This window comes from Serratia sp. 3ACOL1, assembly GCF_003668775.1.
In the GTDB taxonomy this organism is placed as follows: Bacteria; Pseudomonadota; Gammaproteobacteria; order Enterobacterales; family Enterobacteriaceae; genus Chania; species Chania fonticola.
Map to the genome: position 1 here is coordinate 1,187,764 of NZ_CP033055.1, position 17,110 is coordinate 1,204,873.

The window sequence follows — 17,110 nt, forward strand, 5'->3', positions numbered from 1 at the left end:
TTATTGTCGAGATGATTAACAAATTCCTGGTAACCACTACGCAAACAACGCTGGCATCAGTACGGCAAAGACCGCCAACGCGGCACGGTACTTCTGGGGGGGCTCTATTCATCACAAAGATGACTAGCTAGTTCCGATTGCTGTTTTTCTCACTTTCTTTTGTGTTCTATTGGCATTAGGATGTTACAAAATGTTAGGTATGGAGATGAGGATGTGAGGACGGTAAGTTTAACTTTTATTCTTTTAGGAACGGTTCTTTTATCAGGTTGCACATATGATGTAACAGGTAAAGGTTGGGATCTTCATAGGTTTGAATGCCCTAATATAACTGAAAATGTGAAGCGTGATACGGTTGGTAAATCTGACTTCATCAACAACTTGCAACAAATGGCCTCTCTAGCTAGTTTATTCAATGATATAGGGGCAAAAAAGCTAAAAACCGCTCAAGCTAAAGCAGATCAAGCGTACATAGAAGAAGTACACGCATGTACATTAACAACGCGCGAAAATGCTATTAAATTTTCAGAACAACAATTCCAACAGCTAAAGTCAGTGCCAATGAATGAACAGGAAAAAGCAGCACTTATAGATACATACGCAGACTGGGTCGCCTTTATGCAAAAAATATCTGTTAATAATGATGCCGCTCAAGAATTAAACAATTTTAAAGCTGCTGCAAATAAATACTTGCTAATGTGAGGAAAAATGAAAGTTTATAAATGGATTGCCCTCATCCTTCCTGTCGCTTTATCTGGTTGTTTCATTGCCAACGTTGAGTCTGGAAGAGCGTATAACGGGATGGATAGTGAATACACCTCATCTATGAATACGGAAATTACGGCAGCATGTATAAAAAATGCTTGGCAAAACAGTGATGTTCACATGGGACTTACCGCAGCTGGTGTCAGTCAGCGAAACACCGGCGATATGATAACACTATATACTCTTAATTATACAGAAATAGTTGATGTTTCACCTTCAGTTGATGGTAAAAGCAGAGTCGTTTTTTACCATAACGGGGATAGAATTTGGGGTAGTAAGAAAATATTAATTTCCGGTATAAAAGGCTGCCTTTAAACGATACCCCTATAGTTAATCTAATCTAATCTAATCTAATCTAATCTAATCTAACCTAGCCAGCATTAATGCTGGCTTTTTTACATCCTGAGTTCAATTGGCCTAAATCTTATTTCAATAATGAATGGTTGCAGATCGCTAGCGGCTATATCCACCCTTGAAAAATGTTAACTATTGCGAGCGTAGTCGGTGAAATACGCCCTAAGAAGTACACGAGGTATGAATAGATTAAATAATTTTGCCTGTCACTGGCACAACGCAAACGAATTTCAATTCTTCCGTAAAATGCGATTATAGCCATGCACATTTGGTGCTATTATTTTCAACAATGGGTTCTATTATGGAAATTAAAAACTTGTTAGCTGTACTATTCTTAACAACTATTGCTTTTAGCTCGGCAACGATGGCCGAAGGTAGTGGAAGAATGACCGTGTCAGGTAGCATTATTAAGACGCAAACATCTTGCGCTATTGCACCTGAGTCCATTGATCAGACAGTTGCGTTAGGGCAGGTGGCCGATGCCGCACTGCTTGAAAACAATGGCTCTGGTAAGTCGGCTCCGCAACATTTCAATATTCAATTGGAAAATTGTGAAGTTTCTGCAGGTAATAGCGTAACCGTTACTTTTGTTGGCATGGAAGGAAAGGATGGTCGTCTTGGCATTACAGGTACGGCTAGCGGTGCCAGTGTTGCATTGACCGATGGTTCAGGAAATGTTCTCGAACTGGGGAAGCCCAGCAAAAATTTTTCGCTCCAGAATGGTAATAACACCCTTCCTTTTACCATTTACCTTCAGGGAGATGGTGTGCCGGGAAATATTCAAGCGGGTGATTATCAGGCTGCGGCTGGTTTCAAGCTGAATTTCCAGTAACTCAAAAATTCACTATTGAGTATCGGGAGCCTGATGGCTCCCGTTTGTTTTTCTCCAAAATATTCTTCTGCAAAACCTTATGTAAAATGAGCTGCATTAATCCTTGGTTGACCACAATCATCACGACAAACTGTATCTGCTAACAATCTCTCGCAGGTCTCACAGCGTAGGGGCGCTGCATGCTGCGCCCGTCTAAACAGAACGGTTGGGGAAATAGCAGCCAAACGCTGATGAGGTGTAACTTTGCGGCAGAGCAGTAAGTAACTTACGGGTAAGCGAAGCTATCTGTGTATCGCTGCCAAAATCCCTTTTCTTGGTTTTTTTTGTTATATATCAATTTGTTGCCTGACTTTCTTATATGGAAGTGCAGTGCTGTTAGAACAATAAAGAAATCTTGTTCACCATATAAGAACGGACTTTAACTTATTGATTCATAAATGCTTAAATGGTTTTCCCTACGTTTAATATTACTTCACTAAGAATATTCCGTGTTAGGCGATAATATTTATCCCAACAGCAAGGCAGTATGCAACACCGGACGAATGAGTCGTGATGGGATAAGGGATAAAGATACGCTGAAAAGGCTTTCAACACGGAACTACCATTCATTGATATCTTGTGAATGTATGTCATTTGTTTTTATAGCGCCAGTTATTGCCCTGCATTTTCAATGCTGTGTTATTGCCAATATATGCTCGTCATATTAATAGAGTTATGTATTGCACAAATATATCTACCCTCCGTGGGTAACCTAATAGTTTAATGACGTAAGGTCACTAGGAATAAATATGAAAAACTTAACAATCGTAGCTTCTCTGGTTGCAGTATTTGGTTCTGTTGGGCTGGCTCAGGCCGCTTCTACCGGTACCATCACCTTCAATGGTGAACTGACTGCCAATACCTGTGATGTCGTAGTCGATGGTCAGACGGCAGACGCCACTGTCGTGCTGCCAACCGTCGGCACCAGCCAGTTGAATGGCGCGACCCAAACCGCAGGTGAAACGGGTTTCGTGATGGCACTGAACAACTGTTCAGGCACACTGCAGACTGCCTCCGCCTTCTTTGAAGCGGGTGCTTCGGTAGATTCCGTGACTGGGCGCCTGAAAAACCTGACTGGCACGGCTTCCAACGTCAGTCTGCAACTGCTGGACGCGTCCAGTTCGTCTCGGGCAGTGATCCAGGCCGGTAACGCGAACCAGGTGACCAACACCACTTATCAGGATGTTACCAGCGGTAGCGCAACCCTGCCTTATGCAGTGCGTTATTATGCTGAAGGAGCCACTACTGCGGGCACCGTGATCAGCAATGTAGTCTATTCTATTCAGTATCAGTAATCAGTTTTAGCAGGGGGGGAGTCATCCCCTCTTTACCTGCCGTTGGGTCAGGAGTTTTCACGAAACTTTTTTCTCACAATATGGCCTGTCAGATTGTTACTTCTGCCGATTCTGTCGCATTAAACAGTCTTTATCTTCATTGCCCGGTTACGCTTGTGTCGTCAAGGTACCTGCTCCCGTTAGTGTCAGCTTGAAAATCCGACTCGCGGCGAATATGGTGGTCTTAAACCAGCTCGACATCGGGTTGCTGACATCGAAAATGGCAAACGTGGTGCGCCATTAGCGCCAGAGGTAAAAATGAAGGGGATAATACAAGGTACGATCGGGTTGCTTTTGCTCATGTCCGCCAGCAATAGTGCCTGGGCCGCGGTAGTTTGTTCACCGTTGAATGGCTCCCCACGTACCGATAATGTGACGCTGTCTCCTTCAGCGATCTCGGCGGGGAGTGATCTTCCAGTCGGAACGGTGATTTATCAAGGCCGATGGGTGAGTGGTGCTACCGGCCTTTCGGTAATGTCCTGCGACTCGCCGACGGATACCTCAATGTGGCTTAACATTGCCTGGACTGTTGAGCAAGCGCCTCTTCCCCTCGCCAACTGGGCGGGTAGCCCTTTCGGTGGCGCTGTCTATCAGACCAGTATCCCAGGGGTAGGTATTGCCATCTCCCGCAATAATAATGGCGATGCGGCGATATTAGGCCAACCTAACTATCAGTTTCCGGCGGATGTGAACAGCCTGGTGACTGGAGGATCCTATAAACCTTTTCTGACTAACAGAACGATCTATGCAACGTTGATTAAAATCGGTGCCATTACGCCGGGCAGTTACACCCTCAATGGGACGACACTGCCGACTGCCGCACTGTCGGTTGTGAATCCGATAAATTATCCGCCGACAGCCGGGCTTCCCATCAAAGCGTACATTATCAAGTTTCAGGGGCAGTTAACGGTATCAGCCCAGACCTGCACTACGCCAGATGTGAATGTTAATCTGGGGAGTTACGACACGCGGCAATACTTTACCAGACAGGGGGCAACCACTCCGTGGGTTGATGCTTCGATCACCTTGACCAACTGCCCAACCTTCTATGGTTATTATAATGCCGCCAACAGTACATTAATGTTTGATTATTCTATCGGCTCCGGGCAGGTAGCCAACTCAACCAATAATAGTATTGGCGTGCGACTGACCCCGACGACTTCGGTGATTGATGCTGCCAATGGGATTATGGCTATTGACTCTACGGTACCCGGTGCAGCATCGGGGGTGGGGATACAGCTTGGTTGGGGAAATAGCAGCCAAACGCCGACGCTGTTTAACTTTGCGGCAGAGCAGTCAGTAACGCTACCAAAAGACGGTAGCCCGACAATTCGTGTTCCATTGGCTGCTCGTTATATTCAAACCGCTTCTGGGACTTCGCCAGGCAAGGCGAACGGCAAAGTCACGTTTACGATTAACTATTACTGATTAATGAAAGATCCTACGGGTAAGCGAAGCTATCGATGTATCGCTGTCAAACCCCCTTAATACTGTACCTTTCTTTTATATATCAATGGGATTGCTGTTTTTCTTATATGATGTTTCAGTGCTGATAGAACAATTAAGAAATGCGTTTTTTTATATAAGAATTTAATATAACTTATTGATTAATATGTGTATAAGTTATTTTATCCTGCGTTTTATACTACTTCACTAAGAATATTCTGTATGTGGCGGTAATATTTATTCCAACAGCAAAGCAGTATGCAGTACCGGACGGATGGTTCGTGATAGGTAAGGGATAAAGGTACGCTGAAAGGCTTTCAACAAGGAACTGCCGTTCATTGATATCTTGTGAATGTAGTTTGTCTTCATTTAATTTGATAACGCCAGTTATTGCCCTGCATTTTAAATGCTGTGTTATTGCCGACATATACTCGCCATATTTATAGAGATATGTATTGCACAAATATATCTACCCTCCGTGGGTAACCTAATAGTTTAATGACGCAAGGTAAATAGGAATAAACATGAAAAACTTAACAATCGTAGCTTCCCTGGTTGCAGTATTTGGTTCTGTGGGTCTGGCTCAGGCCGCTTCTACCGGTACCATCACCTTTAACGGTGAACTGACCGCCAACACCTGTGATGTCGTAGTCGATGGTCAGACGGCAGACGCCACTGTCGTGCTGCCAACCGTCGGCACCAGCCAGTTGAATGGCGCGACCCAAACCGCAGGTGAAACAGGTTTCGTGATGGCACTGAACAACTGTTCAGGCACACTGCAGACTGCCTCCGCCTTCTTTGAAGCGGGTGCTTCGGTAGATTCCGTGACTGGGCGCCTGAAAAACCTGACTGGCACGGCTTCCAACGTCAGTCTGCAACTGCTGGACGCGTCCAGCTCGTCTAGGGCGGTGATCCAGGCCGGTAACGCGAACCAGGTGACCAACACCACTTATCAGGATGTTACCAGCGGTAGCGCAACCCTGCCTTATGCAGTGCGTTATTATGCTGAAGGAGCCACTACTGCGGGCACCGTGATCAGCAATGTAGTCTATTCTATTCAGTATCAGTAATCGGTTTTAGCAGGGGGGAGTCATCCCCCCTTTTTATCTCCCGCTGAGTTAGGAGTTTTTGATGAAACCTTTTCCTTTCAATATTGCGCGTCAGGTTGGCACTTTTGCAGCGATTGCCCTTTTCAGTAGCAGTAGCCTGGCCAGCGTGGTACTCAGCGGCACACGTGTCATTTATCCGTCGGACGCCAAAGAAGTCAGCGTCAAAATCAATAATGTCGGCCCCTCGCCGGTACTGCTGCAGAGCTGGATAGATAATGGCGATCCCAATGCCAAACCTTCGGCAATCAAAGTTCCCTTTGTATTGACTCCACCCATGAACCGAGTAGAGCAGGGTAAAGGCCAGACACTACGTATCAGCTATGCTGGCGGAACCTTGCCTATGGATAAGGAATCGGTGTTCTGGTTGAATGTCCTGGAAGTTCCGGCCAAAAGCGAAGCCAAAACGAGCGAAAACCGTCTGCAAATGGCTTTCCGTACCCGGATCAAGCTGTTCTATCGCCCGGCGGGCCTGCAAGGCAATGCTAATGATGCTTCTAAAGCGGTTACCTGGAACACGCAAGGCGGCAAAGTACAGGCAACCAATCCCACGCCGTTTTATGTCAATTTTGTGAACCTGTCAGTCAACGGCAAAAAACTCGACAACGCGATGGTGGCACCGCGCTCAAGCATGGTGTTGAATCTGGCTGGCAATGGGGGCAACAAAATCAGTGGAAGTGTTGTTAATGACTATGGTGCGGTCAACCCCTTCGATGCCGTGATTAAGTAAAAATATTCATCACTATTTTGATTAGTGACTCACCTGGTATCAAGCTCTTGAGGGGGCGGGATGTCAAAAGTTATGCGCAATGCTATCCGGGAGTCTCTTGCTTCTTTGGCAGTAGTGGCGCTATCGATTTTTGTGGCGGGAAGCGTCGACGCGGCAACTGAAAATGAGCCGCAAACCAGCGCAAAGAGCCTGGAGTTCGACTCGTCTTTTTTGAACGTTGATGATATTCAGTCGGTCGATCTCAGCCGTTTCGCCGAAGGCGCCTCCGGGTTGCCCGGAATTTACAAAACCGCGCTGTATGTCAACGATCAACTGATCAGTAATACCGATATTGAATTCAAGTCTCGGGCCGATAAATCGGTCTATCCCTGCCTGACCAGCGACATTATTAAAAATATTGCGTTCAACTACGAAAAACTGCCCGCCGATTTTTTGAAACAGCAGTCTAGCGGCGCCCTATGCATGGATCTGCAAAATAAGCTTCCCGAAGCCCAGGTGAATTTCGACAGTAATGAACAACGCCTGGACATCATTATCCCTCAGATTTACATGCTCAATATTGCCCGGGGCACCGTGAGCCCGGAATTATGGGACAGCGGTATCCCGGCGTTCCTGTTTGGTTACAACGTGAATGGCTACACCAGCGAATCGCACGGCAACACCTTTAACTCGCTGTTTGCCGGGGTGAATGCCGGGCTGAACGTGGGGGCTTGGTATTTGCGCCACAACGGTTCTTATAACCAGATGAGTGACGGGCCCAGCCAGTACAGCAGTATCAATACCTATCTACAGCGCGACATCCCGCTAGTGAAAGGGCGTATGTTGCTGGGGGAATCGAATACTACCGGGCAATTGTTTGATACCTTGCCATTTACCGGTGCTCAACTGGCCAGCGACGAGCGGATGTTACCGGAATCTCTGCGTGGCTATGCACCGGAGATCCGGGGGATCGCCCGAACTAACGCCCGGGTGACCGTAACCCAGGGGGGCCAGGTATTGTATGAAACCACGGTGACGCCGGGGGAGTTCCTGATTAATGACCTTTACCCGACCGGCTACGGTGGCGATCTTGTGGTTACCGTGCGTGAGTCCGACGGCACCGAACAGACCTTCAGTGTGCCTTATGCTTCGGTGGCACAACTGTTGCGCCCGGGGTCATCGCGCTATTCTGTCACTGCGGGTCAATTGCGTAGCGAAAACCTGCATGATGAACCGACTTTATTCCAAAGTACCTATCAATATGGCCTGACCAATGCCATTACCGGCTATGGTGGGCTGCAAATCAGCCAGGACTACTATGCGGTGCAGGTAGGGGCGGCATTGGGGATCCCGATCGGGGCACTGGCCTTTGACGTCACTCAGGCCGGCACGAAACTGGGTGATAGCACCGATGCGAACGGGCGCAGCCAGCCAGGCGGCACCCTAAGCGGGCAGAGTTACCAACTGAGCTACAGCAAGCTTATCAGCGAAACCAACAGCAACCTTTCGGCGGTATTCCATCGATCCTCTTCCCAAAATTACCTGGATTTTTTGACCGCCGCGCAAACCCGTGATGCGGCGGAACAGGGGGATTTTCTGGACTCCATAGCACGAGTCAAAAACCGCCTGACGCTGACCGCAGGGCAAGGCTTGCCGGATAATTGGGGGCAACTGTATGTCAGTGGCTCAGTTCAGGACTACTGGAATCAGGATGGCAGCGATATACAGTATCAGGTGGGGTATAACAACCGTTATAAGAGCCTGTCCTACGGCATCAGTGCCAACCGCAGTCACTCGAGCATCGGGCAGATGCAAACCAACTACCTGCTAAGCTTCAGTTTGCCGCTGGGCCGGGATGACGAACTCCACACGCCACAGTTGAGAATGGACCTGTCTCATGACAGCAGTGGGCGTTATGGCCAGCAGGCCACGGTATCTGGTACCTCCGGTGTGGAGAACCAGCTCAGTTATGGCATAACCGCGATGAACGCCAACCAGGGGATGGGCACCAGCGGGTCGGTGAATGGTAATTATCGCAGCCGGGTCAGTGCACTGAGTGGAACCTACAGCACCGGGAAAGGCTACCAGAGCGGCTCTGCCGGTATGACAGGGACGGTGATCGCCCACGCAGGAGGGATCACCTTTACTCCATACACCTCAGACACCTTTGCCCTGGTAGAGGCCAAGGGAGCTGAAGGGGCTAGCGTGTCGTCGTATCCTGGGGTGAACGTTAACTCCCGCGGCTATGCAATGGTGCCTTACCTGAATCCCTACCAGATGAATGAAATCAGCATTGATTCGAAAGGTACCGCGGCGGACGTTGAGTTGGATAACACCAGTCAGAAAGTTGCGCCGTATTCCGGGGCGGTGGTGAAATTGAAATACAACACTAAACAAGGGACGGCAATTCTGGTGAATGCGACCTATCAGGGTGAACCGGTACCGTTCGGCGCCGATATCTTTGATAGCAAAGGCAACAGTGTGGGCTCTGTGGGGCAAGGTGGGCAAATGTATGCTCGCGTAGCGGAAGACAAAGGAGAACTGATTGTGAAATGGGGTGCCGGTAATGACATGCAATGTACTGTGGGATATATGCTGATGCCACAGGCAAAAAACAGCCCCGTTTCAGCGATCCAGGTCTTCGATTCAGTTTGCCAATAGAGACAGCACACTTAGCTATCAATCTGACGAGGGCTGCCCGAAGCTATATCTATCCATGAGACTGGTAGTCTCCTTCTAGACCCTAATTTTGAAACCACTCATAACTCATTGATTTTCGATTAGGGATAGAGAGTGGGTGATAAAAGGGTTTTCCGGAAGATTTTAAGGTTATTGTTTAGGTAACAGAGAATTAGAGCTAAGATGTAACAGTTCACTGCCGTGCAGGCAGCTTAGAAAATTCACGGCGTTCAACCTCGCTAAACTTCATCGTTCACTGCCGTACAGGCAGGTCAGTAAGCGAGGAATTTTAAATCCCTTTTGATTGGCGACAAAATGACAATGTCGCTGGGTTTTAACGGCATAAACTGTTCGAAACTAGCTAACCTATTGATAAAAAACGGGCGCAGCATGCAGCGCCCCTACGTGTGAGGCCGGTGAAGGTTTATCAACAGTCTTTAAATCCCTTGTGTCTACCAATATTCATTGCAATACAGCCAGCACAGAAATCAACTTCGGTTGTTATCGCGAAAGATCCTCTTTGCTACATTCAATGCAAACATTAAAAAGGAATTTAGACATGAAAAAACTTGCCTCAGTTTGTCTACTCAGCTTGTTGTTTGCCTCGGCCTGTAGCCCCCACAAAAGCTCCAATACCAAACCCATCGAGCTAAGGCCAACGGAAGTGGCACCGCTCGTTGATAAACCGCTCATGTACGCTCGTGAAGTTCGGGCAGCCATTCAAAGAAAGCTTTTTATCGAGGATGACTATCGCGGTAAAACCTGTGACATCAACATCAAGATGTCTAAAGACGGGAAGGTATATGACCTGCAGGGCAACGGCTATCCTCCGCTGTGTGAAGCTGCGATAAAAGCTATCAAAAATGCGGACATCCCCGCGCCATATGACGACGAAACCTACCATCAATTCAAACAAACAGTGCTTAGCTTCCAACCTGTTTGAGCGTCAGAGACTGGGAGTCGATAGTCATTGGGTCAGCCTGGAGTGAAATTCCGGGGTAAATTCCTAAATGAAGAGGGCAGGCATTACCCATTCAATGATCATGGATATAATCACCGTGTTTGTCATATCCATTCAAACAACGTTCCGAAGTCCTTTGTGGTCTTTGCCGCTATCGAGCCCATTGATATTGATAGCGGTTTTTTTCACAGCCATTCCAACGGTATCCCAGCCGACGCAGTTCGTTCCTGGCACTCTCAATCTTCGCGTTTACGGAAATAATGTCCACAGTGGGGGCAGATCAGCGTGACGTTTTTTTTCACCTTGCTGCGATTTTGCGGCGAACTTTTTGCGCATTCAGGGCAGGTGACATCAACGGGGGCGTCACCGAACAGCTTAAAAGCATCAAAGAAAGACATCTTTTTCACCGGGTAGAGGTAGGAGGAGTTCAGTGTACCTTTATCGCTCGGTGATAGCTCCACATAGATTGGTAAACCACTGGTAGAGACGTGGCTAGCTGCGCGCTAAAAAGGGAGTAACAAGTGGGGTGAAGGGGCGAGGGGGCAGAAAAAAGCCCCGCAAAAAATGAGGGGCAAACACAACAACACCAGGGAAATCGTTGATGATTAATCTGCTATTACTATATGTTTTTTGAGACGAGAGTTCATCAATAAATTGCTGCATTATTGCAACATTATAGTTAATTAATTTGTATGTATTTGGCTTTATTCATACGTTTTGTGAATTTGTTCGCTATTTGTGAGCAATAAGTCGGCATGCTGGTTATTTTTTGTTGAATAGATACCTTTGGGGGTGATTTCTTGCTCCATCACCCCTCCCAAAACGGAATGTGACTTGAATCACATCGGGCAGATCCCCTATATTCCCCACCCATAACGAAGTTGTCGTATTGCGATGCAGCGGCGCAGAGAGTTTTACATTTGTCCGGAGTTGTTGATGGAGTTAACTACGCTTTTGCTTTACGTGATTGCCGTCAGTGCGGTGATGGTGACGCCTGGCCCTTCCATGCTGTTGGCGCTAAACAATGGTGCAATCCACGGTATGCGTATTGCCAGTTATGGTTTCCTGGGGGCGGTATTGGCCGATCTGTTGCTGATCGGCGCCGTCGGTTGCGGGCTAGGGGCGTTGTTGCAGGCCTCTGAGCAACTGTTTGCCGTGGTGAAGTGGGGTGGTGCGTTATATCTGGTCTACCTGGCCTGGGTGCTGTGGCGGGCGCCGGTAAAGGCTTTAGCGGTAAGCGCTAGCGCCGCCGCGGCGACCGGGAAAACGGCATTCCTGCGTTCCCTGATGGTCGGTTTGTCCAACCCTAAGGGCCTGCTGTTTTTCTCGGCCTTTCTGCCGCAGTTTATTCAGCCAGAAAAGCCGATCGCCATGCAATACCTGATCCTGGCATTGGTCAGCGCGATGATCGACTGCGTGATGATGACAATCTATGCCTACGGCGGCCGCCATGCGATGCGTAAATTCTCGGCGAACGTGATGCGCTGGGTAAACCGTAGCTGTGCTGGCATGCTTGGCGTGTTGGCCGTAGGTGTTGCGCTGTATCGGCGTAGCGATGTGAGCTAGAACCTGTCGGTTGAATCAGCGGGCGCAGCATGCTGCGCCGCTACTTGGCTAGAATGTTTACAGTTTCAGGGAGCTAACCAGCTCCCTTTTTAATAGGTGACTGCCTGTGTTAGCAAAAGAGGAAAGCTTAGGTATATGACCTACTGACTGCTCTGCTGTTGACTCGCAGAGCACATTGCTCCACCTCATAGCGGTAACGTTCGCATCTGATTGGTAGTAGTGCTGGTAGATGTGAAATATATGCACCACGGTAGTCACCGTTAATATAATCACCAGCGCAATTAAAACGTAAGTGATTTTAACTTTGCTCAGAAAGTTCTTTTTCTCTTTACGAGGTAATTCAGGTTCACCCTGATTAATTGCGATCTCTTCAATGGCGACATCACTGGCAATTCTTAACCCTACTTTTGGTATGGTTTCTATGATGTTTTTATCAATACCCATGCTCTTGATAATCCGCCGTAGCGTGCTCAGGCATTGGTTGAGATTATTATTGCTGGCCTGTAGGCCGTAATCATCCCACACTTTTTGCAGAAGCACTTCTCTCTCAACAATTTCTCCTTTATTTTTAATAAGAAAGGAGAAAAGTCGAGCTGCAGACGAGGAAATGGTGACGATTTCTTCCTGAACTTCCTGATGATAAAAACCGACGCTATTCGGGCAGAAAAGGACATCTCCTTCGATGAGATATTGGGGCTTTGTCATGTTGATTCACTCCATGTCAGACAGTGCAATTAACTTAATTAACGTTAATCCTAAGTCTCATAATATTGTTTTTTTGGCGGTAGAGCAACAAAGAAACAATATAAAATATAGTGGAATCAACAAATTCCAGTTTAAAATCCGCTCTATTTCATAACGGCAGTTATTAATATTAAGTAAATGGTCTGTAAAATATTAAACGGTATTTAATAAAAATTAAGATCGCTAACTTACTGATAATTTTGCTAAACAAAGGTTCTAACTAGTCCGACCTGTAAGAATCAGCCTAGTTAGAAAAATGTATCAATTTAAGTAGCAGATTTGTGCGGAGGCAGCGTTGAATTAAACCCCAATTCGATCGCGCAGGGTGTAGTAGGCAGCGCCGATGGCGGTGAAGGGGATTTGCAGGTTACGGCCGCCAAAGAACGGCAGGTGCGGCAGTTTGGCAAAGGCGTCAAAACGTTCTGCATCGCCACGCATCAGTTCTGCAATCAGCTTGCCCGCCAGATGGGTGCAGGTCACGCCGTGCCCGCTGTAGCCTTGCATGTAGTAGACATTGTTTTCCAACCGGCCAAACTGCGGCATGCGCGATAGTGTCAGCAAGAAATTGCCGGTCCAGCGGTAATCAATGCGTACGCCTTTCAACTGCGGGAAAGTTTTCAGCAGCTTGGGACGGATCAGGTTATCGATATCATCCGGATCGCGGGCGCCATAGACTACGCCTCCGCCATACAGCAACCGGTTATCGCCGGTTAAACGGTAATAATCCAGCAGGTAATTGCAATCTTCCACGCAATAGTTTTGTGGGATCAGTGAGGCTGCCACTTCTGGAGCCAAGGGTTCGGTGGTGACCACTTGAGTCCCGCACGGCATACTGCGCTTGGCCAACCTTGGCTCCAGTTTATCGCCCAGATAAGCATTTCCAGCTACGATCACGTAACGAGCGGTGACTTGGCCGTTGGCGGTGCTGACCACCGCTGGTTCTCCGTGACGGATATTGGTGACTGCGGACTGTTCGAATATCCGTCCTCCTTGCAGGCGAATGGCCTCGGCCTCGCCTAATGCCAGGTTGAGTGGATGAATATGGCCGCCACTGTGATCGAGTAATGCGCCAACGTAACGATCGCTGCTGACCTCCTGGCGGATACGGTCGGCATCCAGCAGTTCAAGTTGCGTATTGCCGTAACGCTCCCAGTGCTGCTTTTGATCGATCAGCGCGTGGTACTGTTTATTGTTCAGCGCGGCGAAGATCCCGCCGGGGCGATAGTCACAGTCAATGGCATAGCGTTTGATGCGGCTGCGGATAATCTCTGCGCCTTCAAACATCATGCTACCAAGCACCTTGGCGCTTTCTGCACCGTAACGGCTTTCGATCACATCGATGTCACGGCTGTAGGAGTTGACCAGTTGGCCACCGTTGCGGCCACTGGCACCAAAGCCGATGCGGGCAGACTCCAGCAGCACCACGTTATAACCGGCTTCAACCAGGAACAGCGCCGATGACAGGCCGGTATAGCCGCCCCCCACGATACAGACGTCACAGTCGATCGATTCATTCAACTGCGGATAAGGCTGATGGTCATTGGCCGTTGCCGCGTAGTAGCTTTTTACGTGTTCAGTCATCATCAATTCCTTATTCCAGTGAAATCCAGGTGGTTTTCAGTTCGGTAAATTTATCCAGCGCATGCAGCGACTTATCGCGGCCGTTACCGCTTTGTTTGTAGCCGCCGAACGGTACGGTCATATCGCCGTCGTTGTAGTTGTTGACGAACACGGTGCCCGCTTTCAACTGTCGTGCCATGCGGTGTGCCCGTGACAGATCGCGGGTCCAGACTGCCGCACCCAACCCGTATTCGCTGTCGTTGGCCAATGCGAGTGCTTGTTGCTCACCGTTGAAAGTCGTGACGGCCAAGACCGGGCCAAAAATCTCGTCCCGCGCAACGTTCATTGCATTGTCCACCTGCGTGAGAATGGTGGGGCCGAGATAGCCGTGATGATCGCCTTGCGGATGGGCACGTCCATCAAGGAACAGCGAGGCTCCCTGACTCAGACCCTGTTCGATATAGCTGGTGACTTTTTCACAATGCTGTTGGTCGATCAGCGTACCCATCAGCGTTTGCGGATCGAGCGGGTTGCCCGGTGCGAAGGCTGCTGCATGTCGCTGCAATGCTTGTAAAAAGGCCTGCTGAATACTTTCCTCTACCAACAGGCGCGTACCGGCAATGCACACCTGGCCCTGGTTATAGAAGATGCCAGCCGCGGCTCCCTGCGCCGCCTTATCCAGGTCCGGGCAGTCGGCGAAGATAATGTTGGCGCTCTTGCCACCGGCCTCCAGCCACACGCGTTTCATGTTGGATTCACCGGCGTACTTCATCAACTGCTTGGCTACCTGGGTAGAGCCGGTAAAGGCGAGAGCATCAACGTCGTTATGCAGTGCCAACGCCTTGCCCGCATCGTGGCCGAAGCCAGGAATAACGTTCAGTACGCCATCCGGTAATCCTGCCTGCTGTGCCAAAGCGCCAAGATAAATCGCCGTAAGCGGTGATTTTTCCGAGGGTTTAAGCACCACGCTGTTACCGGCCGCCAACGCCGGGCCTAACTTCCAGCAGGCTAACAGCAGCGGAAAGTTCCACGGCACGATGGCACCCACCACGCCGATGGGTTCCCGCTGGATCAGAGCGAGCGCATCATGGCCAGTTGGGGCAATTTCGCCATACACCTTGTCGATAGCTTCGGCGTACCAGCGGATACAGCGGATCGCCCCTGGAATATCATCGCGCAGGCTGTGGCGGATGGGCTTGCCGGTATCCAGCGTTTCCAGTAGCGCTAACTGCTCGCTGTGCTCTTCCATCAAGTTAGCGAGTTTGAACAACGTTGCCTTGCGTTTGGCGGGGGAGGCTTGCGACCAGTCGCCGCGTTCAAACACCTCGCGCGCCGCCTTGACTGCCAAATCGATATCGATGTGGCTGCCACGGGCCATCTGCACCAGTTCACGAACCCCGGCAGGATCCTGAACGCTAAAGGTTTCCCCTTCGGCCGCCGGGAGGTAGCGGCCATTGATAAACAGCCGGTTCTCAATCTTCAGGGCCTGTGCCCGTTGTTGCCAATATTCCAGGTGGTGGAAGTCCATACCTTGCTCCGTTAATCAGAATGTCGTCGGCGTATGTGCACTGATAATTCGGCAAATGCGCGCCGAGGTGTTGCTGAAACTATGGGGGATCGCGGTGTTGATGGCGTAGCTCTGGCCTGCCTGTAGGTGATAGCTTTGCCCGTTGACCTGCAGCATCACTTCGCCTTCCAGCAGGGTGCCAATCTCTTCCCCCTGATGTTTGAGCCGTTCACCGGTGGTGGTGCCCGGATCGTAGGTTTCGATCATCATTGCCAGTGTGCGGTTGGGATCGCCGTTGTGGATCAGCTTCATCGAAACCCCCTGGCTGCCGATTTCGATCAGATGGTCATGGTCGATCACAATCTGCGGCTCATGCGGCTGTTCCGGCTCGGTAAAAAAAGCCGATAGCGACAGCCCATACACTGTCAGCAGCTTTTGCAGCGTACTGATGGCCGGGCTGACCTTGTCCTGTTCAATGGTGCTGATGGCGCTGTGCGTCAAGCCAGACAGTTCGGCTACCCGGCGCTGTGATAGCCCTAACTGCTGGCGGATCTGTGATAAGCGTTTCCCCGGTGCCAAGCTGACGTCGCTCATAGGCGTTTTTCCTTTTGGTAGTGCTGGCAGGCGTTAATAAATCCCTCGAATAGCAGGCGGGACAGGGCGTATTCATCGCTGTTCCATTCAGGATGCCACTGCACCCCTAAGGCAAAGGGCTGATCGCGAATGCTGAGGGCTTCCACCAGACCGTCGGCGGCATAGGCTTCAACACGTACGCTGGGGCCGAGGGTTTTGGCTCCTTGGCCGTGCAGGGAATTCACCCAGAATCGGTGGCAATCCGGCAGCAGCTGTGCCAGCAATCCTCCGTCTTGCACGGTAACTTCATGAGCAGGGGCATATTGCTGCTCCAGCGGCAGATCGTGATCTTCACGGTGCTCGAGCAGCTCAGGTTGTTCATATAAACGACGGTGTAGCGTGCCTTGAGTCGCGACCACCAGCTCTTGCATACCGCGGCAAATGGCGAAAAGGGGGATGCGCCTGCTCAGTGCCAGGCCGATCAGCGCCAGGCTCAATTCATCGCGCCCAGGATCGGCGTCAGGCTCATCGCCGTTTTCACCATAAAGGTGCGGCTGCACATTACTGGGGCTGCCCGGCAGCAGGATGCCGTCGAGATGGGGCAGCAACTCTGCCAGCATTTCCGGCTCTGCGAGCGCGTGTGGCAAGGCGATCGGTAATCCTCCGGCAGCTAACACCGCATTTAGGTACTTTTCTTGCAAGGTCTGGGTGAGGTGCTGGTTTAACCTATACCTGCACATCACGACGCCGACGATTGGTCTGTTAAATATATTGCCCATGCTATCCCCTACAGGTTGTTCGAAATTATGACCGATAAGCCGTTTAATCGCCTTTTTTGTTCAATATTCACTAAATCTAGCAGTCGAATGGCCAATATTCAAACCAAAATTAACACTTGCAAAACATTTTTGTTGCATCTATGTTTCATTGGTGGACAT

At 49.5% G+C, this 17,110-nt stretch carries 16 protein-coding genes; 10 read left to right on the plus strand and 6 right to left on the minus strand.

The features are described from left to right. Positions 1-180 precede the first annotated feature (180 nt). The 9 genes from D9980_RS05515 (at position 181) to tolA (ending at position 10,204) form a co-directional block, all read left to right on the plus strand. Positions 181-699: a hypothetical protein gene (locus D9980_RS05515; RefSeq protein ID WP_024485966.1), complete on the plus strand. Its 519-nt coding sequence runs from the start codon at positions 181-183 to the stop codon at positions 697-699. 6 nt (positions 700-705) lie between these two features. Beyond that, positions 706-1,077: a hypothetical protein gene (locus D9980_RS05520; protein WP_024485967.1), complete on the plus strand. Its 372-nt coding sequence runs from the start codon at positions 706-708 to the stop codon at positions 1,075-1,077. A gap of 340 nt (positions 1,078-1,417) precedes the next feature. After that, positions 1,418-1,948, plus strand: coding sequence for a fimbrial protein (locus D9980_RS05525; RefSeq protein WP_121606665.1), 531 nt, complete (start codon positions 1,418-1,420; stop codon positions 1,946-1,948). Between the two features lie 788 nt (positions 1,949-2,736). Beyond that, positions 2,737-3,282, plus strand: coding sequence for a fimbrial protein (locus D9980_RS05530; RefSeq protein WP_121606666.1), 546 nt, complete (start codon positions 2,737-2,739; stop codon positions 3,280-3,282). Positions 3,283-3,621: 339 nt separating this feature from the next. Continuing rightward, a complete protein-coding gene (locus tag D9980_RS05535; RefSeq protein ID WP_237734105.1) occupies positions 3,622-4,749 on the plus strand; it encodes a fimbrial protein in 1,128 nt (375 codons plus the stop codon). Between the two features lie 542 nt (positions 4,750-5,291). Beyond that, complete coding sequence (locus D9980_RS05540) at positions 5,292-5,837, plus strand: fimbrial protein (protein ID WP_121606666.1); 546 nt, start codon at positions 5,292-5,294, stop codon at positions 5,835-5,837. A 61-nt stretch (positions 5,838-5,898) separates the two neighbouring features. Continuing rightward, positions 5,899-6,603, plus strand: a complete 705-nt coding sequence (locus tag D9980_RS05545; RefSeq protein ID WP_121606668.1) for a fimbria/pilus periplasmic chaperone — start codon at positions 5,899-5,901, stop codon at positions 6,601-6,603. Positions 6,604-6,663: 60 nt separating this feature from the next. Further along, complete coding sequence (locus D9980_RS05550; RefSeq protein WP_121606669.1) at positions 6,664-9,243, plus strand: fimbria/pilus outer membrane usher protein; 2,580 nt, start codon at positions 6,664-6,666, stop codon at positions 9,241-9,243. 577 nt (positions 9,244-9,820) lie between these two features. Then, a complete protein-coding gene (tolA, locus tag D9980_RS05555; protein ID WP_162304238.1) occupies positions 9,821-10,204 on the plus strand; it encodes a cell envelope integrity protein TolA in 384 nt (127 codons plus the stop codon). Positions 10,205-10,458: 254 nt separating this feature from the next. Here tolA and D9980_RS26830 read toward each other — a convergent pair whose 3' ends face one another. Next, positions 10,459-10,620: a YnfU family zinc-binding protein gene (locus tag D9980_RS26830; RefSeq protein WP_021178250.1), complete on the minus strand. Its 162-nt coding sequence runs from the start codon at positions 10,618-10,620 to the stop codon at positions 10,459-10,461. 538 nt (positions 10,621-11,158) lie between these two features. Between D9980_RS26830 and D9980_RS05560 the strand changes: the two genes are divergently transcribed. Continuing rightward, complete coding sequence (locus D9980_RS05560; protein ID WP_024487014.1) at positions 11,159-11,788, plus strand: LysE family translocator; 630 nt, start codon at positions 11,159-11,161, stop codon at positions 11,786-11,788. A 57-nt stretch (positions 11,789-11,845) separates the two neighbouring features. Here D9980_RS05560 and D9980_RS05565 read toward each other — a convergent pair whose 3' ends face one another. The 5 genes from D9980_RS05565 to puuD all read right to left on the minus strand — a co-directional run bounded on the left by D9980_RS05565 (position 11,846) and on the right by puuD (position 16,951). Further along, entirely contained in the window at positions 11,846-12,493 is a 648-nt protein-coding gene (locus D9980_RS05565; protein ID WP_121606671.1) for a winged helix-turn-helix domain-containing protein, read from the minus strand. Positions 12,494-12,832: 339 nt separating this feature from the next. Beyond that, positions 12,833-14,113, minus strand: a complete 1,281-nt coding sequence (locus D9980_RS05570) for an FAD-binding oxidoreductase (RefSeq protein ID WP_046808186.1) — start codon at positions 14,111-14,113, stop codon at positions 12,833-12,835. A gap of 10 nt (positions 14,114-14,123) precedes the next feature. Beyond that, entirely contained in the window at positions 14,124-15,620 is a 1,497-nt protein-coding gene (puuC, locus tag D9980_RS05575) for an aldehyde dehydrogenase PuuC (RefSeq protein ID WP_121606672.1), read from the minus strand. 15 nt (positions 15,621-15,635) lie between these two features. Beyond that, positions 15,636-16,193 carry an HTH-type transcriptional regulator PuuR gene (gene puuR / locus D9980_RS05580; RefSeq protein WP_024486945.1) on the minus strand — a complete coding sequence of 186 codons (558 nt, stop codon included), beginning with the start codon at positions 16,191-16,193 and terminating at the stop codon, positions 15,636-15,638. Further along, entirely contained in the window at positions 16,190-16,951 is a 762-nt protein-coding gene (puuD, locus tag D9980_RS05585) for a gamma-glutamyl-gamma-aminobutyrate hydrolase (protein WP_024486944.1), read from the minus strand. The genes puuR and puuD overlap by 4 nt, the downstream gene beginning before the upstream one ends. Positions 16,952-17,110: the final 159 nt, after the last annotated feature.

Excerpts from the sequence above, each read along its gene's own strand:
- puuR (WP_024486945.1), bottom strand. The coding sequence starts at position 16,193 with ATGAGCGACGTCAGCTTGGCACCGGGGAAACGCTTATCACAGATCCGC.
- D9980_RS26830 (WP_021178250.1), bottom strand. The coding sequence starts at position 10,620 with ATGTCTTTCTTTGATGCTTTTAAGCTGTTCGGTGACGCCCCCGTTGAT.
- D9980_RS05560 (WP_024487014.1), top strand. The coding sequence starts at position 11,159 with ATGGAGTTAACTACGCTTTTGCTTTACGTGATTGCCGTCAGTGCGGTG.
- D9980_RS05525 (WP_121606665.1), top strand. The coding sequence starts at position 1,418 with ATGGAAATTAAAAACTTGTTAGCTGTACTATTCTTAACAACTATTGCT.
- D9980_RS05570 (WP_046808186.1), bottom strand. The coding sequence starts at position 14,113 with ATGACTGAACACGTAAAAAGCTACTACGCGGCAACGGCCAATGACCAT.
- puuC (WP_121606672.1), bottom strand. The coding sequence starts at position 15,620 with ATGGACTTCCACCACCTGGAATATTGGCAACAACGGGCACAGGCCCTG.
- D9980_RS05550 (WP_121606669.1), top strand. The coding sequence starts at position 6,664 with ATGTCAAAAGTTATGCGCAATGCTATCCGGGAGTCTCTTGCTTCTTTG.
- D9980_RS05545 (WP_121606668.1), top strand. The coding sequence starts at position 5,899 with ATGAAACCTTTTCCTTTCAATATTGCGCGTCAGGTTGGCACTTTTGCA.
- tolA (WP_162304238.1), top strand. The coding sequence starts at position 9,821 with ATGAAAAAACTTGCCTCAGTTTGTCTACTCAGCTTGTTGTTTGCCTCG.
- D9980_RS05535 (WP_237734105.1), top strand. The coding sequence starts at position 3,622 with ATGTCCGCCAGCAATAGTGCCTGGGCCGCGGTAGTTTGTTCACCGTTG.
- D9980_RS05565 (WP_121606671.1), bottom strand. The coding sequence starts at position 12,493 with ATGACAAAGCCCCAATATCTCATCGAAGGAGATGTCCTTTTCTGCCCG.
- D9980_RS05520 (WP_024485967.1), top strand. The coding sequence starts at position 706 with ATGAAAGTTTATAAATGGATTGCCCTCATCCTTCCTGTCGCTTTATCT.
- D9980_RS05515 (WP_024485966.1), top strand. The coding sequence starts at position 181 with ATGTTACAAAATGTTAGGTATGGAGATGAGGATGTGAGGACGGTAAGT.
- puuD (WP_024486944.1), bottom strand. The coding sequence starts at position 16,951 with ATGGGCAATATATTTAACAGACCAATCGTCGGCGTCGTGATGTGCAGG.
- D9980_RS05530 (WP_121606666.1), top strand. The coding sequence starts at position 2,737 with ATGAAAAACTTAACAATCGTAGCTTCTCTGGTTGCAGTATTTGGTTCT.
- D9980_RS05540 (WP_121606666.1), top strand. The coding sequence starts at position 5,292 with ATGAAAAACTTAACAATCGTAGCTTCCCTGGTTGCAGTATTTGGTTCT.